Below are 21,727 nucleotides of genomic sequence, written 5' to 3'. Positions count from 1 at the left end.
CCTCCCGTATTCCGCAGAGCGGTACCGACCTTCCGCCCAGCACGGCCCGGCCAGTGGCGTCATGACCGCCGACCCGGTCTACCTCTCCCCGCCCGACCTCGGGCCGGTGGAGGAGGCCTACCTGCTGGCCGCGTTCCGGGCGCGGCAGGTAGGTCCGTTCGGCCCGGACATCACCGCCCTCGAACACGCGACCGCCGAGCGGGTCGGCACCCGGGCCGCGCTGGCGACCAGCTCCGGAACGGCCGCCCTGCACCTGGCCATGCTCGGCCTCGGCGTCGGCCCCGGGCAGGTGGTGGTCGTACCGACGCTGACCTTCGCGGCCACCGCGAACGCCGTCGCGTACACCGGTGCCCGGCCGGTCTTCGTGGACTGCGACGAGGAGACCGGGAACCTCGACGTGCCGCTGCTGGCCGCGCTGCTGGCCCGCCTTCGGGCGGCGGGGACGCCGGTCGGGGCGGTCATGTCCGTGGACCTCTTCGGCACCTGCGCGGACTACACCTCGCTGCTGCCGGTGTGCGCCGCCGCCGGGGTGCCCGTGATCGAGGACGCTGCCGAGTCCCTGGGGGCGACCCACCGGGGCCGCCCGGCCGGCTCGTTCGGCCGCGCCGCCGTCCTCTCCTTCCAGCACAACAAGATCATGACCACGTCGAGCGGCGGGATGCTGCTCTCCGACGACGAGGCGTTCGTCGCGCGCTGCCGGTACCTGGCCGCGCAGGCCCGCCAGCCCGTGGTGCACTACGAACACACCGAGGTCGGATACAACTACCGCCCCAGCAACCTGCTCGCCGCGGTCGGTCGCGGCCAGCTGCACCGCCTGGACGGCATGCTGGTCCGGCGGCGGCTGCTGCGGGAGCGGTACGCGAAGCTGTTCGCCACGGTGCCCGGCGTACGCCTGCTCGGCGACGACGACGGCGGCGGCAACTGCTGGATGTCCACCGTGGTCGTGGACCCCGCCCGGGCGGGCTGGCAGGCGGCGGACCTCGCCGCCGCGCTCGCCCTCGACGAGATCGAGACCCGGCCGGTGTTCAAGCCGATGCACCTGCAACCGGTCTACGCCGACGCGCCCGCGTCGGTCACCGGCGTCGCCGAGCGCCTCTTCGACACCGGTCTCATCCTGCCCAGCGGGTCCGCACTCGACGAGCGGCAGATCGACCGCGTGTGCGGGGCGATCGAACAGTTCCTGGACCACCGGTGACGGGCGGCTTCACCCTGACCGGACCGGGCCCACAGGCCGGCCGGCTCGACGCCGACTGTCCCGACGTCTACTTCACCGCCGGCTACGGTGCGGCCGACGCGGCGGCGCAGGGCGGCACCTGGCACAGCGCCCGGCTGGGGCGGCGGATCCAACTCCCGTACGTGCTGCGGGCCGTCGCCGACGGGGTGACCGACGGCGTCAGCCCGTACGGCTACTGCGGCCTGCACGTCGAACCCGGCTGCCCGCCCGACGACCTGGCCCGGTTCTGGGCCCAGGCCGTGGCCTGCTGGCGCGACCAGGGCATGGTGAGCCTCTTCCTCCGCTTCTCGCCGCTGGATCCCGCGCCGGTGGCGGCCGTCCGGGCACTCGGGACGGTGCGGCTGGCGCAGCACGGCGAGACCGTGGCCGTCGCCGTGGACGCGGGCCCCCGCCGGGTGTGGGAGGCGATGGCGGGCCGGGCCCGCACCGCCGTCCGCAAGGCGGAGAACGCGGGGCTGACGGCCGAGCTGCGGCCGGCCACGGCCCTCGACCTCACCGCCGCCGCGCCGTTCCGGCGGGTGTACGAGCGGACCATGCGCCGCATCGGCAGCGCCGAGCGCTACCTGTTCCCCGACGGGTACTACCGGCTGCTGTCGTCGGGGCTGGACAAGGACCTGTTGCTCGTCTCGGTGCGCGGCCCCGGCGGGGAGGTCGTCGCGGCGGCGCTCGTGCTGCGGCACCGGGACCGGGCGCACTACCACCTCGCCGGCTCGGAGCCGGCTGCCGCCCGCGACGGCGCCAACAACCTGCTGGTCTGGCGCATCCTGGAGTGGGCCGCCGAGACCGGCTGCACCCGGGTGCACCTCGGCGGCGGGGTGGGTGGCGACGACGGGCTGCTCCGCTTCAAGACGTCGTTCGGCGGCGCCCTCGTCCCCTGGTGGACGGGCGCGGTGGTGCTCGACCGGGACCGGTACGCGGCGCTGACCGTCGCCCGCGCCCACCGCCTGGGCTGCCCGGTCACCGACCTGCGCGACGGCGGGTTCTTCCCCGCCTACCGGGCGGGACGGGCGCTGACCCGGTAGGCGGGGACGGGCGCTGACCCGCCCCCGGCTCGCGCCCGTCCGTGACCGGTTCCGGCGCGACGTACGCCACCGTGGCCCCCGATCGTGGTGGCCCCCGATCGGGCCCGGTCAGCGCCGGATGCCGGCCCAACCGTGGTGCAGCCGCACCGTGGAGAGGATGAAGCTGACGACCCGGCGGGAGGTGTCGGTGACCTGGTAGTCCGCCGGGCAGGGCACCCCTGCGGACGCCACCTGGGCGATGGCGACCGTCACCGCCTCGCGGACCGCGTCCGGGTCGAGATCGGTCAGCAGGATGCCGGCGCTGTCCAGGGCCTCCGGGCGTTCGATCGAGTTGCGCAGCGTCACCGCGGGGAAGCCGATGATCGCCGCCTCCTCGCTGATCGTGCCGCTGTCGGACAGGGTGCAGCGGGCCTGCGCCTGGAGGCGTACGTAGTCGAACAGGCCGAACGGCTCGTGGAACGTGATGCCGGCCAGGTCGGCCGGGTCGGGCGCAAGGGCGGCCAGCCGCTTGCGGGTCCGGGGGTGGGTGGAGACGAGCACCGGCAGGTCCCAGTGCTCCCGGACCGCCCGCAGGCAGTCCAGGAGCCGGCCCAGCCGGGGGGCGTCGTCGACGTTCTCCTCCCGGTGGGCACTGACCAGGAAGTAGCCGCCGGGGGTCAGCCCGAGCTGCTCCAGGACGCCGGACTTGTCGATCTCGGCGCGGTAGTGCTCCAGCACCTCCCGCATCGGCGACCCGGTGTGCAGGATCCGCCGCGGGTGCAGCCCCTCGGCCAGCAGGTTGCGCCGGGCGTGCTCGGTGTAGACCAGGTTGAAGTCGGCCACGTGGTCGACCACCCGCCGGTTCGTCTCCTCCGGCACGTTCAGGTCGAAGCAGCGGTTCCCGGCCTCCATGTGGTAGACGGGCACCCGCATCCGCCGGGCGATCAGCGCGGCGATGCAGCTGTTCGTGTCGCCGAGCACCAGCAGGGCGTCCGGCCGCAGGTCCTCGATCGCCCGTTCCACCCCGGTCAGCACGCCGCCGAGCACGCTGCCCAGCGAGGTGGTGTCCACCCCGAGGTAGCGGTCGGGCTGGCGCAGCCGCAGCTCGGTGAAGAAGACGTCGGACAGGGTCGGGTCCCAGTTCTGCCCGGTGTGCACCAGCACGTGGTCGACCGTCCGGTCGAGCCGGGCGATGACCCGGGACAGCCGGATGATCTCGGGTCGGGTCCCGACCACCGTCATGACGCGCGTCATCGACGCCTCCCCCGGTCCGCAGCCTTGATCATGATGTCCTCCAACTGGTCGACCCCCACCCGCAGCGACATGCGGTCCAGGTACACCTGGCGGGCGCGGTCGGCCGTCGCCCGCCGCTCGGCGGCGGGCTGGGCCGCCGCGGTTGCGAACCGGTCGGCGAGCGCCCGCCAGTCCTCCGGCGGGCAGGTGAGTCCGACCCGGGCCGAGCGGACCAGCCGGGCGGCGTCGCCGCCCGCCGAGACGATCACCGGACGGCCGCAGGCCAGCGCCGCCTGGAGCTTCGACGGGACGGTCCCCCGCAGGCCGGTCGCGTCCCGCAGGCAGATGAGCTGGTACTCGGCCGCGGCGTACAGCTCGGCCATCCGCTCCGGCGGGCGGCGGTCGAGGAACCGGACGTTGTGGGCGCCGAGGTCGGCGGCGAGCCGGCGGGCGCTCTCCTCCTGCACCCCCGAGCCGACCAGCACCAGGTCGACGAGGTCCCGGGTCGCGGCGGCGGCCCGGACCGCCGTCTCGATCCCCTGGAGCAGACCCAGGTTCCCGGCGAACATGATGGTGCAGCGTCCGGTGTGGCCGATGACGGCGCGCGCCGCGTCGGTGGCCGGCACCGGCCGGAACAGCCGGTCGTCGGTCCAGTTCCAGACCACCCGCACCTGGTCCGGGTCAGCGCCCCGCTCGATGACGAGTTCGGCCATCGCCGGCGAGATCACCGCGATGGTCGTGACCGACCGGTAGATCCGGCGCATGGCCGCGGCGATCGCCCCGTCGAGCAGCCGGCCCGCGCGCCCCTGCGGCGCCATCCCGGAGTGCAGCACCGACTCCGGCCACGGGTCCTGCACGTGCAGCACGGCCGGCGTGCCGCGCAGCAGCCGGCCGACGACGGCTGCGGCGACGGACGTCGGCGGCGGGTGGTAGACGTACGTCACGTCGACGTCGGCGAGGTAGCGCGCCGCGGCGACCGCGCTCGTCGCCGCGAAGGACAGGTAGCTGGCCGCCCGGCGCACCGGCGACCGGTCGTGGCTGGGGTACGACGGCACCCGGCGCACGGTCAGCCCGCCGGTGCGGACGCAGTCGTACCACCGCTGCCGGTAGCCCGGGTAGACGCGGCCGTACGGATAGCTCGGGAAGGTGGTGAGCACCTTGACCTCGTGCCCGCGCGCGACGAGTTCCGTGGCGAGGTTGTCCTGGATGAAGGCACCCTCCGGCGGGTACCACTGGCTGACCAGGCCGATCCTCATCCGGCGACCACCGCGCTCGGCACCAGGGCCGGCAGGTCGACCGGCTCGGGGTACGTGTCGGGCCGGGCCGGATCGAAGATCTCGTTGGCCCAGAACAGGGTGACCAGCTCACCGGGCCCGGTGTTGGTGATCCGGTGCGCCCACATCGTCGGCATGTCCACGGCGACCGGCTCGTCCCCGGCGACCGCGAACCGGACGACGTCGGCGTGGCCGACCCGGCGAAGGGCGATCTCCGCCGAGCCGCGCAGCACGACGAAGCGCTCGATCTTGGCGAGGTGGAAGTGCTCCCCCCGGGTCACCCCGGGATGGCTGCCCGAGCAGAAGCTCTGGCCCCCGCCGTCGTGCACCTTGACCGTCTCCACCAGCTCGCCCCGGGCGTCCGAGCGCCGGGGCAGCGGCATCGGGACGCCGGACGGGAAGACGTGCGAGCGGTAGGTGTTGAACAGCCGCACGTCGTGCCGGTCCCGCAGCGGCGGGACCTCCGCCCGGCGGTAGGCGTCGGCGAAGCCGGTCAGCCGGTGGGCCAGCTCGCCCACCCCGATCCGCAGCGCCGGCATGTCCGGGTCCCAGGACCCGCCGGCCGGAACGCCGACGAGCCGGGCGGCGGCGTCGGTGACGTGCACCAGCTCCATGTCCCGGTCGAGCTGCACCTGCGGCGTGTCGCCGGAGGCGAGGAGCCGGCAGAAGGTGGCGACCACGGAGTTGTAGAAGGGCCGGCCGTGCTCGCCGTACAGGTTGGGCAGCAGCACGTCGTCGAGGGCGGCTCCGGCGCCGGCCAGGATCCCCGCCGCGGTGGCCTTCGCGTCGCCGTACGGGGTGCCGTTGCCGGCCTGGACCGAGTTGGCGAAGACCACCGCCGGCGGGGCGGGGCAGCGCCGCAGCCCGTGCGCGAGCTGCGCGGCGAGCTGGACGTTCCCGGCGGCCACCTGGGCGGGGTCGCCCCGGTTCACGCCGGCCAGGTGCAGCACCCGGTCGACCCCGGCGAGCTTCGCGGCGACGGCGTCCGGGTCGGTCAGGTCCGCCCGGGTGACGACGACGGGCTCCGGACGGCCCAGCGCGCGCAGCAGCGTCCGGACGTGCCAGCCGAGGAAGCCATCGGCGCCGGTGACGGCCAGCCTCAGCATGCCAGCACCGGGTCCCGCAGGGCCAGCTCCGCGCGGATCTCCGGCAGGCCGCGCAGCAACTCCATGATCTCGGGTACGCCGAGCCTGGGCGCGTTGGCCGAGTTGAAGTCCTCCCGGGGCACCTCGCCCAGCTCGCCCTCGGAGACGTACAGCGCGTAGTTCAGGTCCCGCCCGTCGACCGGCACCCGGAAGAACTCCCCGAAGTCGTCGGCCTGGGCCAGTTCCTCCCGGCTGGCCAGCGTCTCGTGCCACTTCTCGCTGTGCCGCACGCCGATGACGTCGAGCTTGCACGGCACGTCGAACAGCCGGCAGACGGCCTCGGCGAGGTCCGCGATGGTCCCGGCGGCTGCCTTGCGGATGAAGACGTCGCCGGGCTGCGCGTGGTGGAAGGCGTGCTCGACCAGGTCGACCGAGTCGGCCAGCGACATCAGGAACCGGGTCATCGTCGGGTCGGTGACGGTCAGCGGCCGGCCGGCCTTGACCTGCTCGACGAAGAGCGGGATGACCGAGCCGCGCGAGTACATCACGTTGCCGTACCGCACGCAGGAGACCGTGGTCGCGCTGCGCGGGTCGTTGCGGGCGTGGGCCTGGGCCACCTTCTCCATCAGGGCCTTGCTCATGCCCATCGCGTTGACCGGGTAGACCGCCTTGTCGGTGCTGAGCACCACCACGGAGCCGACCCCGTTGCGGGCGGCGGCCTCGACCACGTTGGCGCTGCCGAGGACGTTGGTGCGCACCGCCTCCAGCGGGAAGAACTCGCAGGACGGCACCTGCTTCAGCGCCGCCGCGTGGAAGACGAAGTCGACCTCGCGGGTCGCCCGCTCGACCGTGTCCCGGTCCCGGACGTCGCCGACGTGGTAGCGGACCCGCTCGTCGCCGAGCGCCCGGCGCATCGCGTCCTGTTTGGCCTCGTCGCGGCTGAGGATGCGCACCTCGCCCACGTCCTGGGACAGCAGGCGGCGCGTCATGGTCTGTCCGAAGGAACCGGTGCCGCCGGTGATGAGCACCCGGCGGCCCGAGGTCGTGAAAGCCATAGCCTCTCCCGTTCGTCACGCCCGGCGGACGGCTTTCCCCGTTCCGCCCGCCCGTGCCGCGGCGATCCGCCGGCCGCACGGGCGACCGACCGGACCGACCTGGCTCCGGTGCGGCATCCGGGTCAACGACGGCCCCGCGCCCGCAGATACGCGTTTCGGGCCATATCCTCGAATCACTCTCAAGCGGATAAGAAGGAGGGAAAATACCCTCCGGGCCCCCGTTGGCGGGCCTACCTTCGGTCGGCCAACCGACGGCGTTAACGCCGATTCCACCACTTCGGCACGTCACAACTGGTACAAAGGGCGCGGACCATGCGGTCCCGACCGGTCCCGTCACGCTCCACAGCAGAGTGGTCGACCGGGGCGGCGGCGCGGTCCGTCAGCGAAGGAGCACCATGCCGCCAGTTCGACCACCGCACCCAGACCTGTGCCGCCCGGCCGGCGCGGGCCCGACCGTGGCCGCCCCCGGGCGGTCCGTGCTCCGATGACCGCCTCGCCACCTCGACTCGGCCCGCGTATCCCCGCCGCGGCGCGGCAGCCGCGGGCAGCCGACCGTCCGTTCGGCCCGGTCCCGACCGGCCCGGGGCGGCGACGTCGGGCGGGCGGGCCCGCCACGTGGCTGCTCCGCGCGTGGCCGACCGGCCTGCCCAGCGTCGTCCTGCTCTGCTGGATCGCGTTCTGGGCGGCCCGCCCGCCCTGGTGGTCGTTCAACTGGCTGGCCCCGATGGCCGTGCTGGCGCTGTTGCTCAGCGGCCGGCTGCCCCGGCCGCGCTGGGCGGACGCCCTGGCGGCGGCGACTGCGGGCTGGGCGTACAACACCAGCTTCTGGTCGGACCGGCCGGACCTCACGGCGGCGGGTGCCTACCGGTACGCGACGGTCTGCCTGCTCTTCGTGGCCTGCCGGCACGTGCTGCGCACCCGGCGGGACCTGCTGCTGGTGGGCGGGACGTTCCTCGCCGGGTGCGTGGTCGTCGCCCAGGAGGTGGTCACCGGGGCCGCCGAGGACCTCCGCTCACGGGGACAGGTGCTCGACGTGGCCCACCGGTTCGGCGTCGAGGGCCGGGAGGTGAATCTCACCGCCTACACGCTGGCCGCCGGGATCGTGGTCGCCACGATCCTGACCACGGCCGTGGCACGTCACCGGCGGTGGCGGCTGGTGCCGCTGGCCGCCGGTGCGCTGTTGCTCTGGGCCATGCTGCTCACCGGGTCCCGGGGCGCCGCGATCGGGGTGCTGCTCGGCGCGGTCGCCGTGCTGGCGGCCCGGTTCTGGCCCCGGCTGACGGTGCTCGGCCTCGGCGTGCTCGCGCCCGCGCTGCTCTTCCTGGTGCCGCTCGGCAAGACCCCGGGCTGGACGATGACCTGGCTCGACGGCATGTACGGCCGGGCCACCGGCGACATCTCCGGGCGCCTGTGGCTCTGGCCCTACGCCGTCACCACCTGGTCGGAGCACCTGCTCACCGGCTCCGGACCGGGAGTGCTCATCGCGACCAACCCGTACGGCGTCGGCCCGCACAACCTGCTGTTGACCGTCGGCAACGACCTGGGACTGATCGGCGTGCTGCTCTACTTCGGCACGCTCGCCGCCGCCCTGGTGGCGACCGCCCGGGCAACGCCGGTCGGCCGCCTGCTGGCCTGCGGCTTCACCGCGCTGATGCTGCCGATCTGGCTCACCGGCCAGTGGGAGGCGTCGCCGGCCGCCTGGCTGGCCCTGGCCATGCTGACCGTGCTGCCCGCGCTCCACGCCCCGGCGACACCGCAGGCCCCGCCTCCCGCGCAGCGACCGGCAGCCGAGGTCCCCGCCACCGGTTGAGCCCGGGCGGAACGCCTCGCCGGGCCTGCCCTCGCCCCTCGCCGGGTCGGGCCGCCCGGTCCCCGCCCTCACCCCTGGCCGGGCCCGCCCTCACCCCTCGCCGGGCCGCCCGGCCCTCACGCCGGGCCGAGCCGCCCGGTCCTCACCCCTGGCCGACCCGCCCGATCCTTGCCTCGGCCGGGTCGCGCCGGGGCCCCGGCGCGGGGCCGACCGGCCGGCGGGCGGCCCGCGCCAGGGTCTCGGCGAACCGGGCGGCCACCTGGTCCGCCCGGTGGTGGCGGACGGCGAAGTCCAGACCCTGCCGGCCCAGCCGCTCGCGCAGCGCGGGATCCCCGCAGAGCCGGGCGACCTCCCGGGCCAGCCGGGCGGGATCGTCGACGCCGACCACCGCGCCAGCCCCGGCCGCGTCCAGGTGGGCCATCGAGGCCAACTCGGCCGGGCCGAAGCCGAGCACCGGGCGGCCGGCGGCGAGGTACTGGGGGATCTTGGTGGACAGCGAGTACCGGGTGTAGTGGCGGTGCTCCTCGGCGAACGACTCCACGTGCACCAGGACGTCGGCGCGGCGCAGCACCACGGCGACCTCGTCGCTGGCCAGCGATCGGCCCAGCCGGACGCCGGGCAGCCCGAGCCGCTCGCCGTACCGGGCCAGGTCCTGCGGGGGCGCGTGCACGGTCAGCCGGGCCCGCAGGCCCTCGGCGGCGAGCCAGCCGACTGCCTCGCCGACCCGGCGCAGCGACCGCCAGCGGTCCAGGTGCAGCCCGCCGACGTAGACGAGGTCCAGCACCGCCCCGTCGGCGGCGGGCCGGGCGGGGCCCGGCCGGTCGGCGAAGTCCGCCGGGTCGACGCAGTTGCCGAAGGCCGCGAAGGGCAGCCCGTAGCGGCGCTGGTACTCCCGCGCCATCGGCTCGCTGATCCCCAGGCCGTACGACGAGTGCCGGACCACCTCCCGGACCCCGGCGAGCAGCACGCGCCGGGCGACGCCGAGCGTCTGCCGGTCGGTGTACAGGGTGGTGGGCCAGTCGTCCATGAAGTGCGGCACCAGCGGCACCCCGCACTCCCGGGCCGCCAGCACCGCCAGCCGCATCTGCCGGATGCTGCCCAGCGTCGCGTAGACCACCTGCGGGCGCTGCTCCCGCAGCCACCGGCGCGCGTCGGCGGGCACCCGCAGCGGGCTGAGGTCGACGAACGCCCGCAGTTCCGTCCGCATCCGGGCCCGCAGCGGCCCGGGCTCGACGCCCGCCCCGCCGGGCCCGCCGGCCCTCAACCCGCTCCGCGCACCCGACCCGCCGACGGCCGACCCGCTCCGCACGCCCGACCCGGTCCGCGCACCCGACCACGTCCCCCGGGTGGTCCGGGCCCGCCAGCGGAACAGGTGGTACTCCACGGGCGCGGAGCGCGGGTCGAGCCGCAGGAACCGCTGGCACACGTCCGTGTCGGGTTCCTGGTCCTCGGCGTAGAGCTGGGCCAGCCGCTGTCGCGGCCAACCGGCGAAGAGGTTGGACAGGGTGATCCCGGTGCCCGAGGCTCGGCCGAACACCGCCGCGCCGACGACCAGCACCCGGGGATGCTCCTCAGCCGACCAGTTGTCCATCGGATCTCCATTCCGACGCCGGGCGCCCGGCCCGGCGCAGCGCCTTGCGGTAGCCGTACACGGCGGCGGGGACGACGGCGAGCGCGAACCCGGCCACCGCGACCCAGGGCACCGCCCAGAGCCCGAACCAGGAGGCGCCGTACCACTTGCCGACCAGCGACAGGACGGCGAACACCGTCCAGCCGACCAGTTGCGGGGTGATCACGCCGGCGGCGTTCTGCACCATGAAGCGCGGCGAGAGCGCCGCCTGCACCACCCACCAGGCGCCCAGCCCGGCCAGCAGCCACGGGTCGGCCCCGATCGGCACCGGCAGCCAGGCGTCGAGGAGCCGCTGCCCGACGAACGCCAGGACGACCGTGGGCAGCAGGGTGGCCAGCACCGAGACGGCGGTCATCCGGCGGGTGATCCGCCGCACCCAGGCCAGTTGGCCCCGGGCCAGGGCGTCCCCGTTGGCCGGCCAGAGCGGCACGTTGACCAGCACCACGAGCTGGCCGAGCTGGGCGAGCAGCTTCGCCGGCACCACGTAGGCGGCGACGGCGGACAGGCCGAGGGCATGGGCGACGATCAGTGTGTCCACGCTGGTCGCGACGGACGTCACCACGGTCACCACGAAGAACAGCCCGCTGAGGCTCAGCAGCTCGCGGGCGGCTCGCGGGTCGACGCAGCGCAGCCGGGGCCGGATCCGGGCGCCGTCGCGCCAGAAGAACCAGAGGCTGTTGAGCAGGTTTACCACCAGCGGCGCGCCGGCCGAGGCCACGATGATCGCCACCGGCGGCAGCCCGGCCCGGACGATGCCGAGCACCACCAGCAGCCCGACCAGGCCCGCACCGGCCTGCCAGAGGTTGCTCCGGCCGACCTGCTGACAGGCGTACTGGACCCGGACGATCAGCGACAGCGGCACGTTGAGCACGAACGCGGTGAGGCAGGTCAGGGCGATCGTCCGCGCCTGCCCGGGCCCGACCTGACCGGTCGTGTTGAACACCGACGCCCAGGGCACCGCGTCGGCGAGCAGCCAGAGCGTGCCGCAGAGGGCGACCGCCAGCAGGGACAGCGTCAGGTAGGCGCTGGAGACGTAGCGGCGGGCCAGCTCGTGGTCGCCGGCCGCCTGGCAGGGAGCCAGCTTGGTCATCAGGCCGCTGCCCAGGCCGAGGTCGGCGAAGGCGGCCATCCCGGCGAGGGCGGCCACGGCCATCCAGAGTCCGTACAGGTCGGTGCCGAGATAGGGCAGCGTCACCGGGACCAGCACGATCGGGACCACTAAGCCGGCCAGCCGGCCGAGCACGGCGGTGCAGACGCCGGTGACGAGCCGGCGGGTACGGTCGGGCGCTCGCCGGTGGGCCCCGGGCGGGGGTCTCTCCCGCTCGACGAGTCCGGCCGGGGCGTTCGGCACTAGTGTCCGGCGAGCACGTGGCCGGACATCCAGGCCACGGTCTCCTCCAGACCGACGCGCAACGGGACCGGGCGGGCCGTGGGGAACAGCTCCCGCAGCCGGCCGCAGTCGGCCTGCGAGTCGCGCACGTCGCCGGGGCGGGGCGGCTCGTGTATCACCGGCAGCCGGCGGCCGAGCACGTCCTCCAGCTCGGCGACGAGGTCGAGCAGCGACACCCGGGCCCCGAAGGCCAGGTTGACCGCGTCGGGCGCCGCCACCCGGCGCAGCACCGCCTCCACGATCACCGCCGTCACGCTGCCCACGTAGGTGAAGTCGCGGGTCTGTTGGCCGTCGCCGTACACCCGCAGCGGCCGGCCGGCGAGCGCGGCGGTGACGAACCGTGGCACCACGGCGGCGTACGCGTGGTGCGCCGCCTGCCGGGGGCCGAACACGTTGAAGAAGCGGAACGGCAGCACGGACAGCCCGTAGCAGGACGCGAAGGACAGGGCGTACGCCTCGGCGGCCAGCTTGGACACGGCGTACGGGCTGACCGGCATCGGACGCAGCGTCTCCCGCCGGGGCAGGACGGGATTCGCCCCGTACACCGAGGAGGACGACGCGAGGACGACCTGGGACACCTCGTGCCGCCGGGCGGCCTCCAGCACCATCAGGGTGCCGGTGGCGTTCGCGTGGTGGCTGGGCAGCGGCCGGTCGATGGAGCGCGGCACCGAACCCAGCGCGCCCAGGTGCACCACGCTCTGCGCGCCGACGAAGGCCTCGTCGAGCAGGTCCGGGTCGAGGACGGTGCCCCGCGCCAGCCGGACCGGCACGTCGAGCAGGTTCTCCACCGCCCCGGTGGAGAGGTCGTCGACCGCCACCACGTCGGTCACCTGCGGGACCTCGCACAGCGCCCGGACCAGGTTGGCGCCGATGAAACCGGCGCCTCCGGTCACCACTACCTTCACGATCTCCCCCACCACTGGTCGGTCTCCACGACGGCGGCCGGCGCGTAGCCGAGCCACCCGCTGAACAACGACCGCCGATCCGGCAAGTTACTGCAAAAGGGACGGAGAAGGAGTCAGCCGCCCGGCCCGGCTCACGGCCGCGGCTCGGGCGCGGCCAGCGGCTGCCGCTCCGCCCCACGCCCGCCGGCCGGCAGCCGGGCACCCCCGGCCCGGTGCCCGCCGGCGTCGATCCGGCCGGCAGCGGGACCCAGCGCGCCGAGGAACGCCCGCAGCCTGCGGCCCTGCGCGGCCGGGTTCCTGGTCTCGGCGACGAAGGCCCGTCCCGCCGCGCCGAGCGCGGCGGCCGTCGCCGGGGGCAGCTCCAGCACGTGCCGGATCGCGTCCCGGAGCCCGGCGGCGCTGTCGCCGTCGGCGTACACCAGGTGGGAGTCGTAGTCGGCGGGGATGCCGGGCAGCCGGGTGGTCACCACCGGAACCCCCGCCGAGAGGTACTCGATGAGCTTGGACGGAAACGAGTACGGCACGAAGTGCTGGTCGACCGGCCGGGGGTTGACCAGCACCGCCGCCCCGGCGAGCCACCGGGCCAGGTCGCCGCGGTCCAGCAGCCGTGGTGGCGCGACGCGCGGGTCGAGCGCGGCCTGCTCGTGCAGCCATCCCTCCAGCTCGCCCCGGCCGAAGACGCACAGCCGCAGGTCCGGTGCCGGCAGCCCGCGGAACGCCTCGACCAGGCGGTCCACGCCGTAGGCGCGGCTGAGCCCGCCGGCGTACACGATCTGCCGGGGCGCGGCGACCGCGACCCGGGGCCGGACCGCGACCGGCGGGTCGCAGATCCCCTCCAGCACCAGCCGGGGACGGCCGGGCGCGAAGTCCTCGGCGAGCGGGCCGGTCAGGGCGACCACGCCGGCGCACCGGCGCAGGGCGGCCCGGACCAGCGCGACGTCCACGGACCGCAGCAGCCGGACCAGCCGGCCCTCGTGCGGCAGCGGCACCCCCGGCGGGTCGGTCAGCACCGGCACGACCCGGACCCCGCGCAGCCGGCCCAGCACCAGGCCGGCCCAGAGGAACGGCGTGTGCACCCCGTGGACCAGCAGCACGTCGGCGGGCTGTTCCCGCAGCATCCGGGAGCCCCGCCGGCAGGCCGAGACGAACCGGGTGAGGTGCTTGAGGCCGAGCAGGTTGACGAAGCCGAGGAGCTGCCCGTCCACCCCGGCGTGGCGGAACCGGGCGGCCCGGTACCGGATCCGGGGGTTGCGGGGGTAGGTGGAGACCGGGGCGGCGGACAGCAGCCGGACCGGGCAGCCGGCGTCGCGCAACGCCTTCACCAGCCCCCAGGCGAAGGCGTGGGTCTGGGTGGAGTGGACGGCGTCCCCGGCCATCACCCGGCCCAGCGCCTCGTCGGACAGCGTGAAGCCGAGCAGGACGACCCGGGGCGGCGCCTCCCGGTCACGCGCGTCGCCGGCCGGCACCGCTCAGCCCGCCAGGATCCGCTGGTACGCCGTGTCCAGCGACCCGAGCATCGCGTCCAGGCTGTACCGGTCGACGACCGTGCGGCGGGCCCGCGCGCCGAGCCGCGCCCGGGTCCCGGCGTCGGCCAGCAGCGCGGCGAGCGCGTCGGCCAACGCCGTCGGATCCCCGGCCGGCACCAACCGCCCGCCGCCGTCGCGCAGCACCTCCACGTTGCCGCCCACCGCCGAGGCCACCACCGGCAGCCCGTGGGCCATCGCCTCCAGCAGGGCGTTGGACAGGTTCTCGTGCAGGGTGGGGAAGACGAACAGGTCGGCGGCGGAGAGCAGGTCCGGCACGTCGGCTCGGTTGCCGAGCATGCGTACCCGCGCCGTGCCGGCACCCCGCAGGGCAGCCTCGACGTCGCCGCGGGCCGGGCCGTCGCCGGCCACCAGCAGCACCGGGCGGTTCGGGGCCGGCGGTAGCCGGCGCAGCGCCTCGGCCAGCACGCCGAAGCCCTTTTCCCAGGTCAGCCGGGCCACCACGATCATCGCCAGGTCGTCGGGGCGCAGCCCGAGATCGGCGCGGACCCGGTCCCGGGCCGCGTCCGGCCGCGCCGGCACGGGCACCCCGTTCGGGATGACGCCGAGGAACCGGTCGGCGCAGCCGCGCAGGAAGTCCCGGCCGGCGGCGTACTCGCAGACGGTCGCGACGTGGCTGGCCGCCCGCACGGTCAGCGGCTCGGCACCGCGCACCAGCAGCGCGCGGCGCACCGGGCGGTCGGTACGGCGCAGGTCCCGCACGGTCCCGTGCACGGTGACCAGGACCCGCCGGCAGCCGGCCAGCCGGGCGGCGAGGACGCCGTGGAACCCCTCGTTCTGTAGCCCACGCACGTGCACCAGGTCGGGCCGGACCCGGCGCAGCAGGGCGACCCAGTCCCGCAGCAGGCCGACGTTGAGCGCGCCGTTGCCGCTGGTCTGGTGCATCCGGACGAAGTCGTACCGGTCGGCCAGCCGGGAGGCGAGCACCCGTTCGACGGCGGTGAGCGGCCCGTTCGCGCCCGGCGTACCGGCCGAGTGCTGCACCACCACGGGGCGGGTGCGGGTCCCGGGCCCCACGCGCCGGGCACCGGCGAGGTCAGTGCTCAGGTCCACACCCGCTCCTATCGACGCGCCAGGCAAGAGGCGGGACCTGCCCCGCCAGAGTGCCTACACTAAACCGATCTATCGGGCACAAGTAGCAGACACGCAAAGATGGGGAATATGCCGACATCATCTGAAGAGGACACCGCCCCGCCGCCACGGCTGCTCGCGCTGGCGGCCTTCCGGTTCCCGCACGGCGACGCGATCTCGAACCGGCTGCTCCAGTTGGCCCGGTCCGCCACCCCGCCCGGCACGCCCACCCTGGTGGTCAACGACTGGCCGGCCGACGGGACCCGGCTGCCCGCCGACCCGTCCCTGCCTCCGGGCGTACGGCTGATCTCCCTCGGCGGGGGCACCCACGGGCCGCTGGCGCGCTGGCTGCGAGGGCGCACCCGGCCGCTGCGGGTGCTGGCCGCGCTGCGGCGCGCCGGGGTGCGGCCCGACGACCTGACCGGCGTCTACCTGCCGCTGAGCCTGTGGAACCTCACCACCTGGGCGGTGCTGCGCGTCGCGACGCGCTGCCCGGTGACGGTGGACGTGCTCGAACGCCACGACCCGGAGCAGTTCCCCCAGGGCCGGATCACCCCCTACTTCCTGCGGCACCGGTGGAGCCTGTTCCTGGCCGGCCGGCTCGCCGACCGGGTGATCGCCGTGTCCGAGACGATCGCCGGGCACTTCGTCCGGCGTGGACTGCCGACCCTGGTCGTACCGCCGCAGGTCGACCTCGCCGAGCACATCGCGTCGGCGACGCCTCCCCCGATCGCCGAGGGGGTCCGGCTGCTCTACGCCGGCTCGGCCGGGCCGAAGGACCTGCTGTCGGTGGTGCTGGCGGGCATGCGAGGGCTGCCCCGGGTCGAGCGGGACCGGGTCCACCTGGTGATCGCCGGCTTCGACCGGGACCGGGCCGCCAGCCTGTCGGACCTCGACGAGGGCCTGCTCACGGAGCTGGCCGACCGGATCACCTTCCTCGGCCGGGTGCCCCGCGACCGGGTGCTGGAGGAGCTGCGCCGGTCGCACTTCTCCCTGCTGGTCCGCCCCCTGGCCGGGTACGCGCAGGCGGGCTTCCCCTCGAAGGTGCCGGAGAGCCTCGCCGCCGGGTGCCCGGTGCTGCTGAACTCCACCAGCGACCTGGGACGGTACGTCGTGGACGGCCGGGAGGGGCTGGTGCTCGCCGGGCCCACAGCCGACGACGTCCGGGACGGGCTGGTCCGCGCCCTGGCCCTAGACGACGCCGCCTGGCGGGCGATGAGCCGGGCCGCCCGGGAACGGGCCGGGTCCTTCGACTACCGGTTGTGGGCCCCGGTCGTCAGCGCGTTCGTCGCCGGCCCGGGGGCCGCCCCCGACGGCACACCGGCGAGGTCCGCCAGCGTGGCCAGTTCGGCCGGGGTCAGCCGGTGACCGGGCGGGTAGAGCGCACGCTCGTGCGCGGCGATCGTCGCCACCGGCCACCGCAGCCGGATCACCCGCGCCGGGTTGCCGGCGACGATCGCGTACGGCGGCACCGGGCGGGTCACCACCGCGCCGGCCCCGACCACCGCGCCCCGGCCCACCGTCACGCCGTGCAGGATGACGGCCCGGGTGCCGACCCAGACGTCGTCGCCGATCGTCACGCCCCGGTCCAGGGCCTCGTCGCCGGGCTGCTTGCCCACGGCGGTCATCGGCACGCCGACCCGGTCCACCCGGTGGTTGCCGCCCCGGATCGTGACCTGCGGCCCGAACATGACATTGTCGCCGATCCGGATCCGGGACCGGGCGGCGATGAGGACCGGCCGGTGTCCCAGGTCGACGTTGCGGCCCACCTCGATCGTCTCGTACGTGTAGACGCCGTCCGGGTCGAAGACGAAGCCGTCCCCCCGGGCGGCGAACCGGCCGGCCACCGCCAGGCCGCGCACCGCCCGCCGGGCCCGGGAGCCGAGGGTCCAGAGCCGGTCGAGGGCCCGGGCCAGCCCGCCGAGGACCGGGCCGGGACGGCTGGCCGAAAGCCGCATCAGGCCCGCCCCCGCCCGGCGCCGGCCCGGTCAGCGCGCCGGCACACCGTAGGTCTCCCGGATCGCGCACCGATCGGTCGCCCATCGGTCCCGCACAGACGCCCACAGCACACGAAGCATCCTCACCACCCGCTCCCGTCCCAGTCCGGCTCGCTGTCCGGTGCAACGACGGTCGCCGCCCCGGGTGACCCCCGGCGGCCGTTCCACCCGACCCCGTCCACCGTCGCGGCGGCCACCCACCGCCCGCCCCAGTCCCCGTACGGAGTATCGGCATGACGAGAATCCTGATCCTCACGGACTACCGAGGCGCTTTCTACTCGACGGCGCGCACCCGGCACGGGCTGTGCAGCATGGACGTCGGCCGGGTGGTGCGGCAGTTCGAGCGGGCCGGCCACCAGGTGGAGGTGACCGGGTTCGCGGACCTGAACCTCGCCGCCGACGTGCACGGGGTGCCCGTGCTCTACACCTCGTCCGAGGATCCCGGCCTGCTCTACAAGAGCTGGATCGAGGACCTCGTGCTGGCCCTGGAGACGGCCGGGGCCCGCACCCTCCCGCCGCACCGCTTCCTGCGGGCGCACCACAACAAGGTCCTGATGGAGGCGCTGCGTGGTCAGTTGTTCCCGAAGGAGGCAGCCCGGCTGGGCACCCGCGCCTTCGGCACGTACGAGGAGTTGGAGCGATCGGCCCTGGACGGACGGTGGCCCAAGGTGATCAAGTCGGCGTACGGCGCCGGCTCGGACTACGTGGCGCGGGCGGCCGACCGGGCCGAACTGCTGCGCCTCGCCCGCGCGATGAGCCGGGCCGGCAGCCCCGGCGAGACCGCCCGCGAGTACGCCCGGCGCCTGCTGCGGCGGGGACACCACCCCTGGTCGCTGCACCGCCGGAAGTTCGTCGTCCAGGAGTTCGTCCCGGGGCTGACCGGCGACTTCAAGGTCCTGCGAATGGGCGACCGGTACTACACGCTGTATCGCCGCAACCGGCCTGGGGACTTCCGGGCGAGCGGCAGCGGTGACTTCGACTTCCAGGACACCGGTGGCGTCGACCGGGAGGCCCTGCTCGACTACGCCGAGCGGGTGGCCGAGACGATCGGCACGCCGCTGGTCTCCCTCGACATCGGTTTCGACGGCACCGAGTTCCACCTGATCGAGTTCCAGTGCCTGCACTTCGGCACCGTCACCGCGGAGGAGTCCACCCACTACCACGTCCGGCGGGACGGGGGTTGGGCGCGTGTGGCGGAGCGGTGCGACGTGGAGGCGGTGTTCTGCGAGGCGATCCTGCGCCACCTCGGCCGGCGACCCGCACCGGATCCGGTTGGGCTCACTGTCGAATCCAGACCATCGAAGCATTGACATGCGTGCCGCTCCGCAGAAGGCTCGCGCTACAGGTCCCTGCACACCCGAGGAGCGCGGATGAAGAAGGCACGGCTGGCGATCGCCGGCGTGTTGACACTGGTCGGCGCGCTGGCGCTGACCCCGCCGGCAGGCGCGCGGCCACCGTCGGACCCCGCCGGCCGCGACGGCCTGGAGGTGTACGTCGGCACGGTCACGCCGGAGCAGCGGGAGAAGCTGCGGGCGGCCGGGGTCGACCTCGGCCACGACCAGCGCGGCACCGACGGGGCCGGGGCCACCCGAGTGGAGACGGTGCTGAGCCGGCGGCAGGCGGACCGGCTCGCCGGCCAGGGCGTCCGGCTGGCCGTGAAGCGGGTGCACGGCCGGGACGCCTCCCAGGCCCTGCGCGAGCAGGCCGCCGCCGGGTGGTCGGCGTTCCGGTCCTACAGCGAGCCCGGTGGCATCCGCGACGAGCTGACCGCCACCGCCGCACGCTTCCCCAAGCTGGCCAAGGTGGAGACCATCGGCCGCACGGTGCAGGGCAGGCCGATCCTCGCGGTCAAGGTCACCCGGGACGCCCGGACGGTGCCGGACGGGAAGCGCCCGGCCGTGCTGTACGCCAGCAGCCAGCACGCCCGGGAGTGGATCACCCCGGAGATGACCCGCCGGCTGCTGCACCACGTGCTCGACAACTACGGCACGGACGCCGGGATCACCCGGCTGCTGAACACCACCGAGCTGTGGTTCCTGCCGGTGGTCAACCCCGACGGCTACGACCACACGTTCACCCCCGGCAACCGGCTGTGGCGCAAGAACCTGCGGGACAACGACGGCGACGGGCGGATCACCACCGCCGACGGCGTCGACCTGAACCGCAACTTCGGCTACCGGTGGGGGTACGACAACGAGGGCTCCTCGCCGGAGCCGAACAGCGACACCTACCGGGGCACCGCCCCCGGCTCGGAGCCGGAGACGAAGGCGCTGGACCGGCTGTTCCGGCGGGTCGGCTTCGAGTTCTTCGTCAACTACCACTCGGCGGCCCAGCTGCTGCTCTACGGCGTCGGCTGGCAGGTGAGCACCCCCACCCCCGACGACGTGATCTATCAGGCGATGGTCGGCGACGACGCGAACCCGGCGGTGCCCGGCTACGACCCGGACCTCTCCGCCGAGCTGTACACCACCAACGGCGACACCGACTCGCACGCCCAGGTCCTCTACGGCACGCTCGGCTTCACCCCGGAGATGTCCACCTGCGAGACGGCCTCCGCCGTCGACCCGGACGACCAGTGGCGGCCGGAGGACTGCGTCAGCGGCTTCGTCTTCCCCGACGACGAGAAGTTGATCTCCGCCGAGGTGGCCAAGAACCTGCCGTTCGCCCTCGCCGTGGCGAAGTCGGCGGCCGACCCGGACGAGCCGGTGTCGGTGGTCGGCCGCAGCACCCCGGACTTTGTGGTGGACGCCTTCGACACCTCGTACGGGCGGACCCAGCAGGTGGCCACGGTCGCCCGCCGGGCGCTGCGCGACGTGCGGATGCACTACGTGGTCAACGGCGGCCGGCCCAAGACGGTCAAGGTCCGCGAGTGGCGCGGCGGCGAGCGGTACGGGGACACCAACAACGTCTGGTACGCCGAGCAGCGCGGCACGGTGACCGGCACGAGACCCGGCGACCGGGTCGAGGTCTGGTTCACCGGGGTCAAGCCGCGCAAGGGCCCGGTGGCCAGCGAGCGGTTCACCTACCGGGTGCACACCGACGTCGGCGGGGACGTGCTGGTCCTCGCGATGGAGGACGTCACCGGGCTGAGCCCCGTCCAGGACGCCACCACCGCGAGGTACGCCGACGAGGTCGCCGCCGCGCTGAGCGCCGCCGGGCGCAGCAGCGACGTGTACGACTTCGACTCGATGGGCCGCCGGGCGCCGCACCCGCTGGGCGTGCTGTCGCACTACCGGGCGGTGGTCTGGGAGACCGGGGACGACGTGATCCTGCGCTCCCCCGGCCAGGTGGGCGGCACCACGGCCGAGGCCGCGCTCACCACCGAGCTGGCGGTGCGCGACTACCTCAACGAGGGCGGGAAGGTGCTGGTCAGCGGCAAGTACGCGCTGTTCGCCCAGGCCGCGAACGGCTCGTACCTGTACCGCCCGGACGCCCCGCCGGAGTGCACCGACCCCGACGACGTCACCTGCCTGCCGGTGCTCAACGACTTCCAGCAGTACTGGCTGGGGGCGTACACGTACGTCAGCGGCGGGGGCGGCGACGCCGACGGGACGCCGTACCCGGTCCAGGGGTCCGCCGGGGCCTTCGCCGGGTTCGCCGGCCGGCTCAACGCCGACGGCTCGGCCGGCAACCAGGACCACACCGCGTCGTTCCTGACCACGTCGAGCTTCCTGCCGCCGGACGAGTTCCCACAGTTCGGCGGGACGGCCACGGTGGACTGGGTCCGCCCGGGCAGCGCGCCGTTCGACCCGCGCACCGGCGAGTGGTACCTGTACAGCGGCCGGGCCGACGAGTCGTACAAGCGGCTCACCCGGACCGTCGACCTGACCTCGGCCGGCAGCGCCCAGCTCCGCTTCTTCACCTCCTACGACATCGAGGAGAACTGGGACTTCCTGACCGTCGAGGCGCACGAGGTGGGCAGCGACGACTGGACCACCCTGCCGGACGCCAACGGGCACACCGGCACCGCCACCGGCGAGAGCTGCGAGTCCGGCTGGGCGGACGAGCTGCACCCGTTCCTGGCCCACTACCAGGGCCCCGACTGCTCCCCCACCGGCAGCACCGGGAGCTGGAACGCGGCCACCGGCGCCTCGGGCGGCTGGCAGGAGTTCGCGGTCGACCTGTCGGCGTACGCGGGCAGGAAGGTCGAGGTCTCCATCTCGTACGTCTCCGACTGGGGCACCCAGGGGCTCGGAGTCTTCCTCGACGACGCCCGGGTGATCGTCGACGGCGCCACGGTCAGCGAGACCTCGTTCGAGACCGCCGACCTGGGTGGCTGGACGGTGGCCGGCCCGCCGCCCGGCTCCGCGCCGGGGGCGAACGACTGGTCGCGCAGCCAGCAGGCGTTCGAGGAGGGGGCGGCGGTGGTCACCCCGGACACCGTCTACCTCGGCTTCGGCCTGGAGGGGCTGGCCCCCGCGGCCCGCAACGATCTGGTGGCCCGCTCGTTGACCCACCTGCTCGGCGGGTCCCGCCGGTGACGTCGCGCGGCGCGGGG

Annotated in this window: 16 protein-coding genes; 6 read left to right on the top strand and 10 right to left on the bottom strand. The window is 74.7% G+C overall.

The window, feature by feature from the left end; all coding sequences use genetic code 11:
* Positions 1-61: 61 nt before the first annotated feature.
* Together OG617_RS24480 and OG617_RS24475 are read left to right on the top strand one after the other, a co-directional pair.
* Positions 62-1,195 (top strand): DegT/DnrJ/EryC1/StrS family aminotransferase, encoded by a 1,134-nt coding sequence (locus tag OG617_RS24480; RefSeq protein ID WP_405095318.1) that lies wholly within the window; start codon positions 62-64, stop codon positions 1,193-1,195.
* The gene (locus OG617_RS24475; RefSeq protein ID WP_405095317.1) at positions 1,192-2,256 is read left to right on the top strand and encodes a GNAT family N-acetyltransferase; all 1,065 of its coding nucleotides are present in this window, start codon (positions 1,192-1,194) and stop codon (positions 2,254-2,256) included. The genes OG617_RS24480 and OG617_RS24475 overlap by 4 nt, the downstream gene beginning before the upstream one ends.
* A gap of 108 nt (positions 2,257-2,364) precedes the next feature.
* Here OG617_RS24475 and wecB read toward each other — a convergent pair whose 3' ends face one another.
* The 4 genes from wecB to OG617_RS24455 are packed head-to-tail and all read right to left on the bottom strand — an operon-like array spanning position 2,365 to position 6,882.
* Complete coding sequence (wecB, locus tag OG617_RS24470) at positions 2,365-3,489, bottom strand: non-hydrolyzing UDP-N-acetylglucosamine 2-epimerase (RefSeq protein ID WP_405095316.1); 1,125 nt, start codon at positions 3,487-3,489, stop codon at positions 2,365-2,367.
* The gene (locus OG617_RS24465; RefSeq protein WP_405095315.1) at positions 3,486-4,724 is read right to left on the bottom strand and encodes a glycosyltransferase family 4 protein; all 1,239 of its coding nucleotides are present in this window, start codon (positions 4,722-4,724) and stop codon (positions 3,486-3,488) included. Before OG617_RS24465 ends, wecB begins: the two co-directional genes overlap by 4 nt.
* A complete protein-coding gene (locus OG617_RS24460; protein WP_405095314.1) occupies positions 4,721-5,848 on the bottom strand; it encodes an NAD-dependent epimerase/dehydratase family protein in 1,128 nt (375 codons plus the stop codon). Before OG617_RS24460 ends, OG617_RS24465 begins: the two co-directional genes overlap by 4 nt.
* Positions 5,842-6,882: an SDR family NAD(P)-dependent oxidoreductase gene (locus OG617_RS24455; RefSeq protein WP_405095313.1), complete on the bottom strand. Its 1,041-nt coding sequence runs from the start codon at positions 6,880-6,882 to the stop codon at positions 5,842-5,844. The genes OG617_RS24460 and OG617_RS24455 overlap by 7 nt, the downstream gene beginning before the upstream one ends.
* Positions 6,883-7,366: 484 nt before the next feature.
* Between OG617_RS24455 and OG617_RS24450 the strand changes: the two genes are divergently transcribed.
* Complete coding sequence (locus tag OG617_RS24450) at positions 7,367-8,692, top strand: O-antigen ligase family protein (RefSeq protein ID WP_405095312.1); 1,326 nt, start codon at positions 7,367-7,369, stop codon at positions 8,690-8,692.
* A gap of 142 nt (positions 8,693-8,834) precedes the next feature.
* Here OG617_RS24450 and OG617_RS24445 read toward each other — a convergent pair whose 3' ends face one another.
* The 5 genes from OG617_RS24445 to OG617_RS24425 all read right to left on the bottom strand — a co-directional run bounded on the left by OG617_RS24445 (position 8,835) and on the right by OG617_RS24425 (position 15,214).
* Positions 8,835-10,283 (bottom strand): glycosyltransferase, encoded by a 1,449-nt coding sequence (locus OG617_RS24445; RefSeq protein ID WP_405095311.1) that lies wholly within the window; start codon positions 10,281-10,283, stop codon positions 8,835-8,837.
* The gene (locus tag OG617_RS24440) at positions 10,264-11,673 is read right to left on the bottom strand and encodes a lipopolysaccharide biosynthesis protein (protein ID WP_405095310.1); all 1,410 of its coding nucleotides are present in this window, start codon (positions 11,671-11,673) and stop codon (positions 10,264-10,266) included. Before OG617_RS24440 ends, OG617_RS24445 begins: the two co-directional genes overlap by 20 nt.
* Positions 11,673-12,617 (bottom strand): NAD-dependent epimerase/dehydratase family protein, encoded by a 945-nt coding sequence (locus OG617_RS24435; RefSeq protein WP_405095309.1) that lies wholly within the window; start codon positions 12,615-12,617, stop codon positions 11,673-11,675. The genes OG617_RS24440 and OG617_RS24435 overlap by 1 nt, the downstream gene beginning before the upstream one ends.
* A gap of 131 nt (positions 12,618-12,748) precedes the next feature.
* Positions 12,749-14,083: a glycosyltransferase gene (locus OG617_RS24430; RefSeq protein ID WP_405095308.1), complete on the bottom strand. Its 1,335-nt coding sequence runs from the start codon at positions 14,081-14,083 to the stop codon at positions 12,749-12,751.
* A gap of 3 nt (positions 14,084-14,086) precedes the next feature.
* Positions 14,087-15,214, bottom strand: coding sequence for a glycosyltransferase (locus tag OG617_RS24425; RefSeq protein ID WP_405095307.1), 1,128 nt, complete (start codon positions 15,212-15,214; stop codon positions 14,087-14,089).
* Positions 15,215-15,322: 108 nt separating this feature from the next.
* Between OG617_RS24425 and OG617_RS24420 the strand changes: the two genes are divergently transcribed.
* On the top strand, positions 15,323-16,600 hold the full coding sequence (locus OG617_RS24420; protein WP_405095306.1) for a glycosyltransferase: 1,278 nt from the start codon (positions 15,323-15,325) through the stop codon (positions 16,598-16,600).
* Here OG617_RS24420 and OG617_RS24415 read toward each other — a convergent pair.
* Complete coding sequence (locus tag OG617_RS24415) at positions 16,486-17,190, bottom strand: acyltransferase (protein ID WP_405095305.1); 705 nt, start codon at positions 17,188-17,190, stop codon at positions 16,486-16,488. The genes OG617_RS24420 and OG617_RS24415 overlap by 115 nt on opposite strands.
* Positions 17,191-17,462: 272 nt before the next feature.
* Here OG617_RS24415 and OG617_RS24410 point away from each other — a divergent pair, with 272 nt between their 5' ends.
* Positions 17,463-18,539: a RimK family alpha-L-glutamate ligase gene (locus OG617_RS24410; RefSeq protein WP_405095304.1), complete on the top strand. Its 1,077-nt coding sequence runs from the start codon at positions 17,463-17,465 to the stop codon at positions 18,537-18,539.
* A gap of 60 nt (positions 18,540-18,599) precedes the next feature.
* On the top strand, positions 18,600-21,710 hold the full coding sequence (locus OG617_RS24405; RefSeq protein ID WP_405095303.1) for a M14 family zinc carboxypeptidase: 3,111 nt from the start codon (positions 18,600-18,602) through the stop codon (positions 21,708-21,710).
* Positions 21,711-21,727 lie beyond the last annotated feature (17 nt).

This window comes from Micromonospora sp. NBC_01412, assembly GCF_045040215.1.
Classification (GTDB): Bacteria; Actinomycetota; Actinomycetes; order Mycobacteriales; family Micromonosporaceae; genus Micromonospora; species Micromonospora rubida.
The sequence above is the reverse complement of the archived record's forward strand: the minus strand, read 5'-3'. Positions and strand labels throughout refer to the sequence as shown.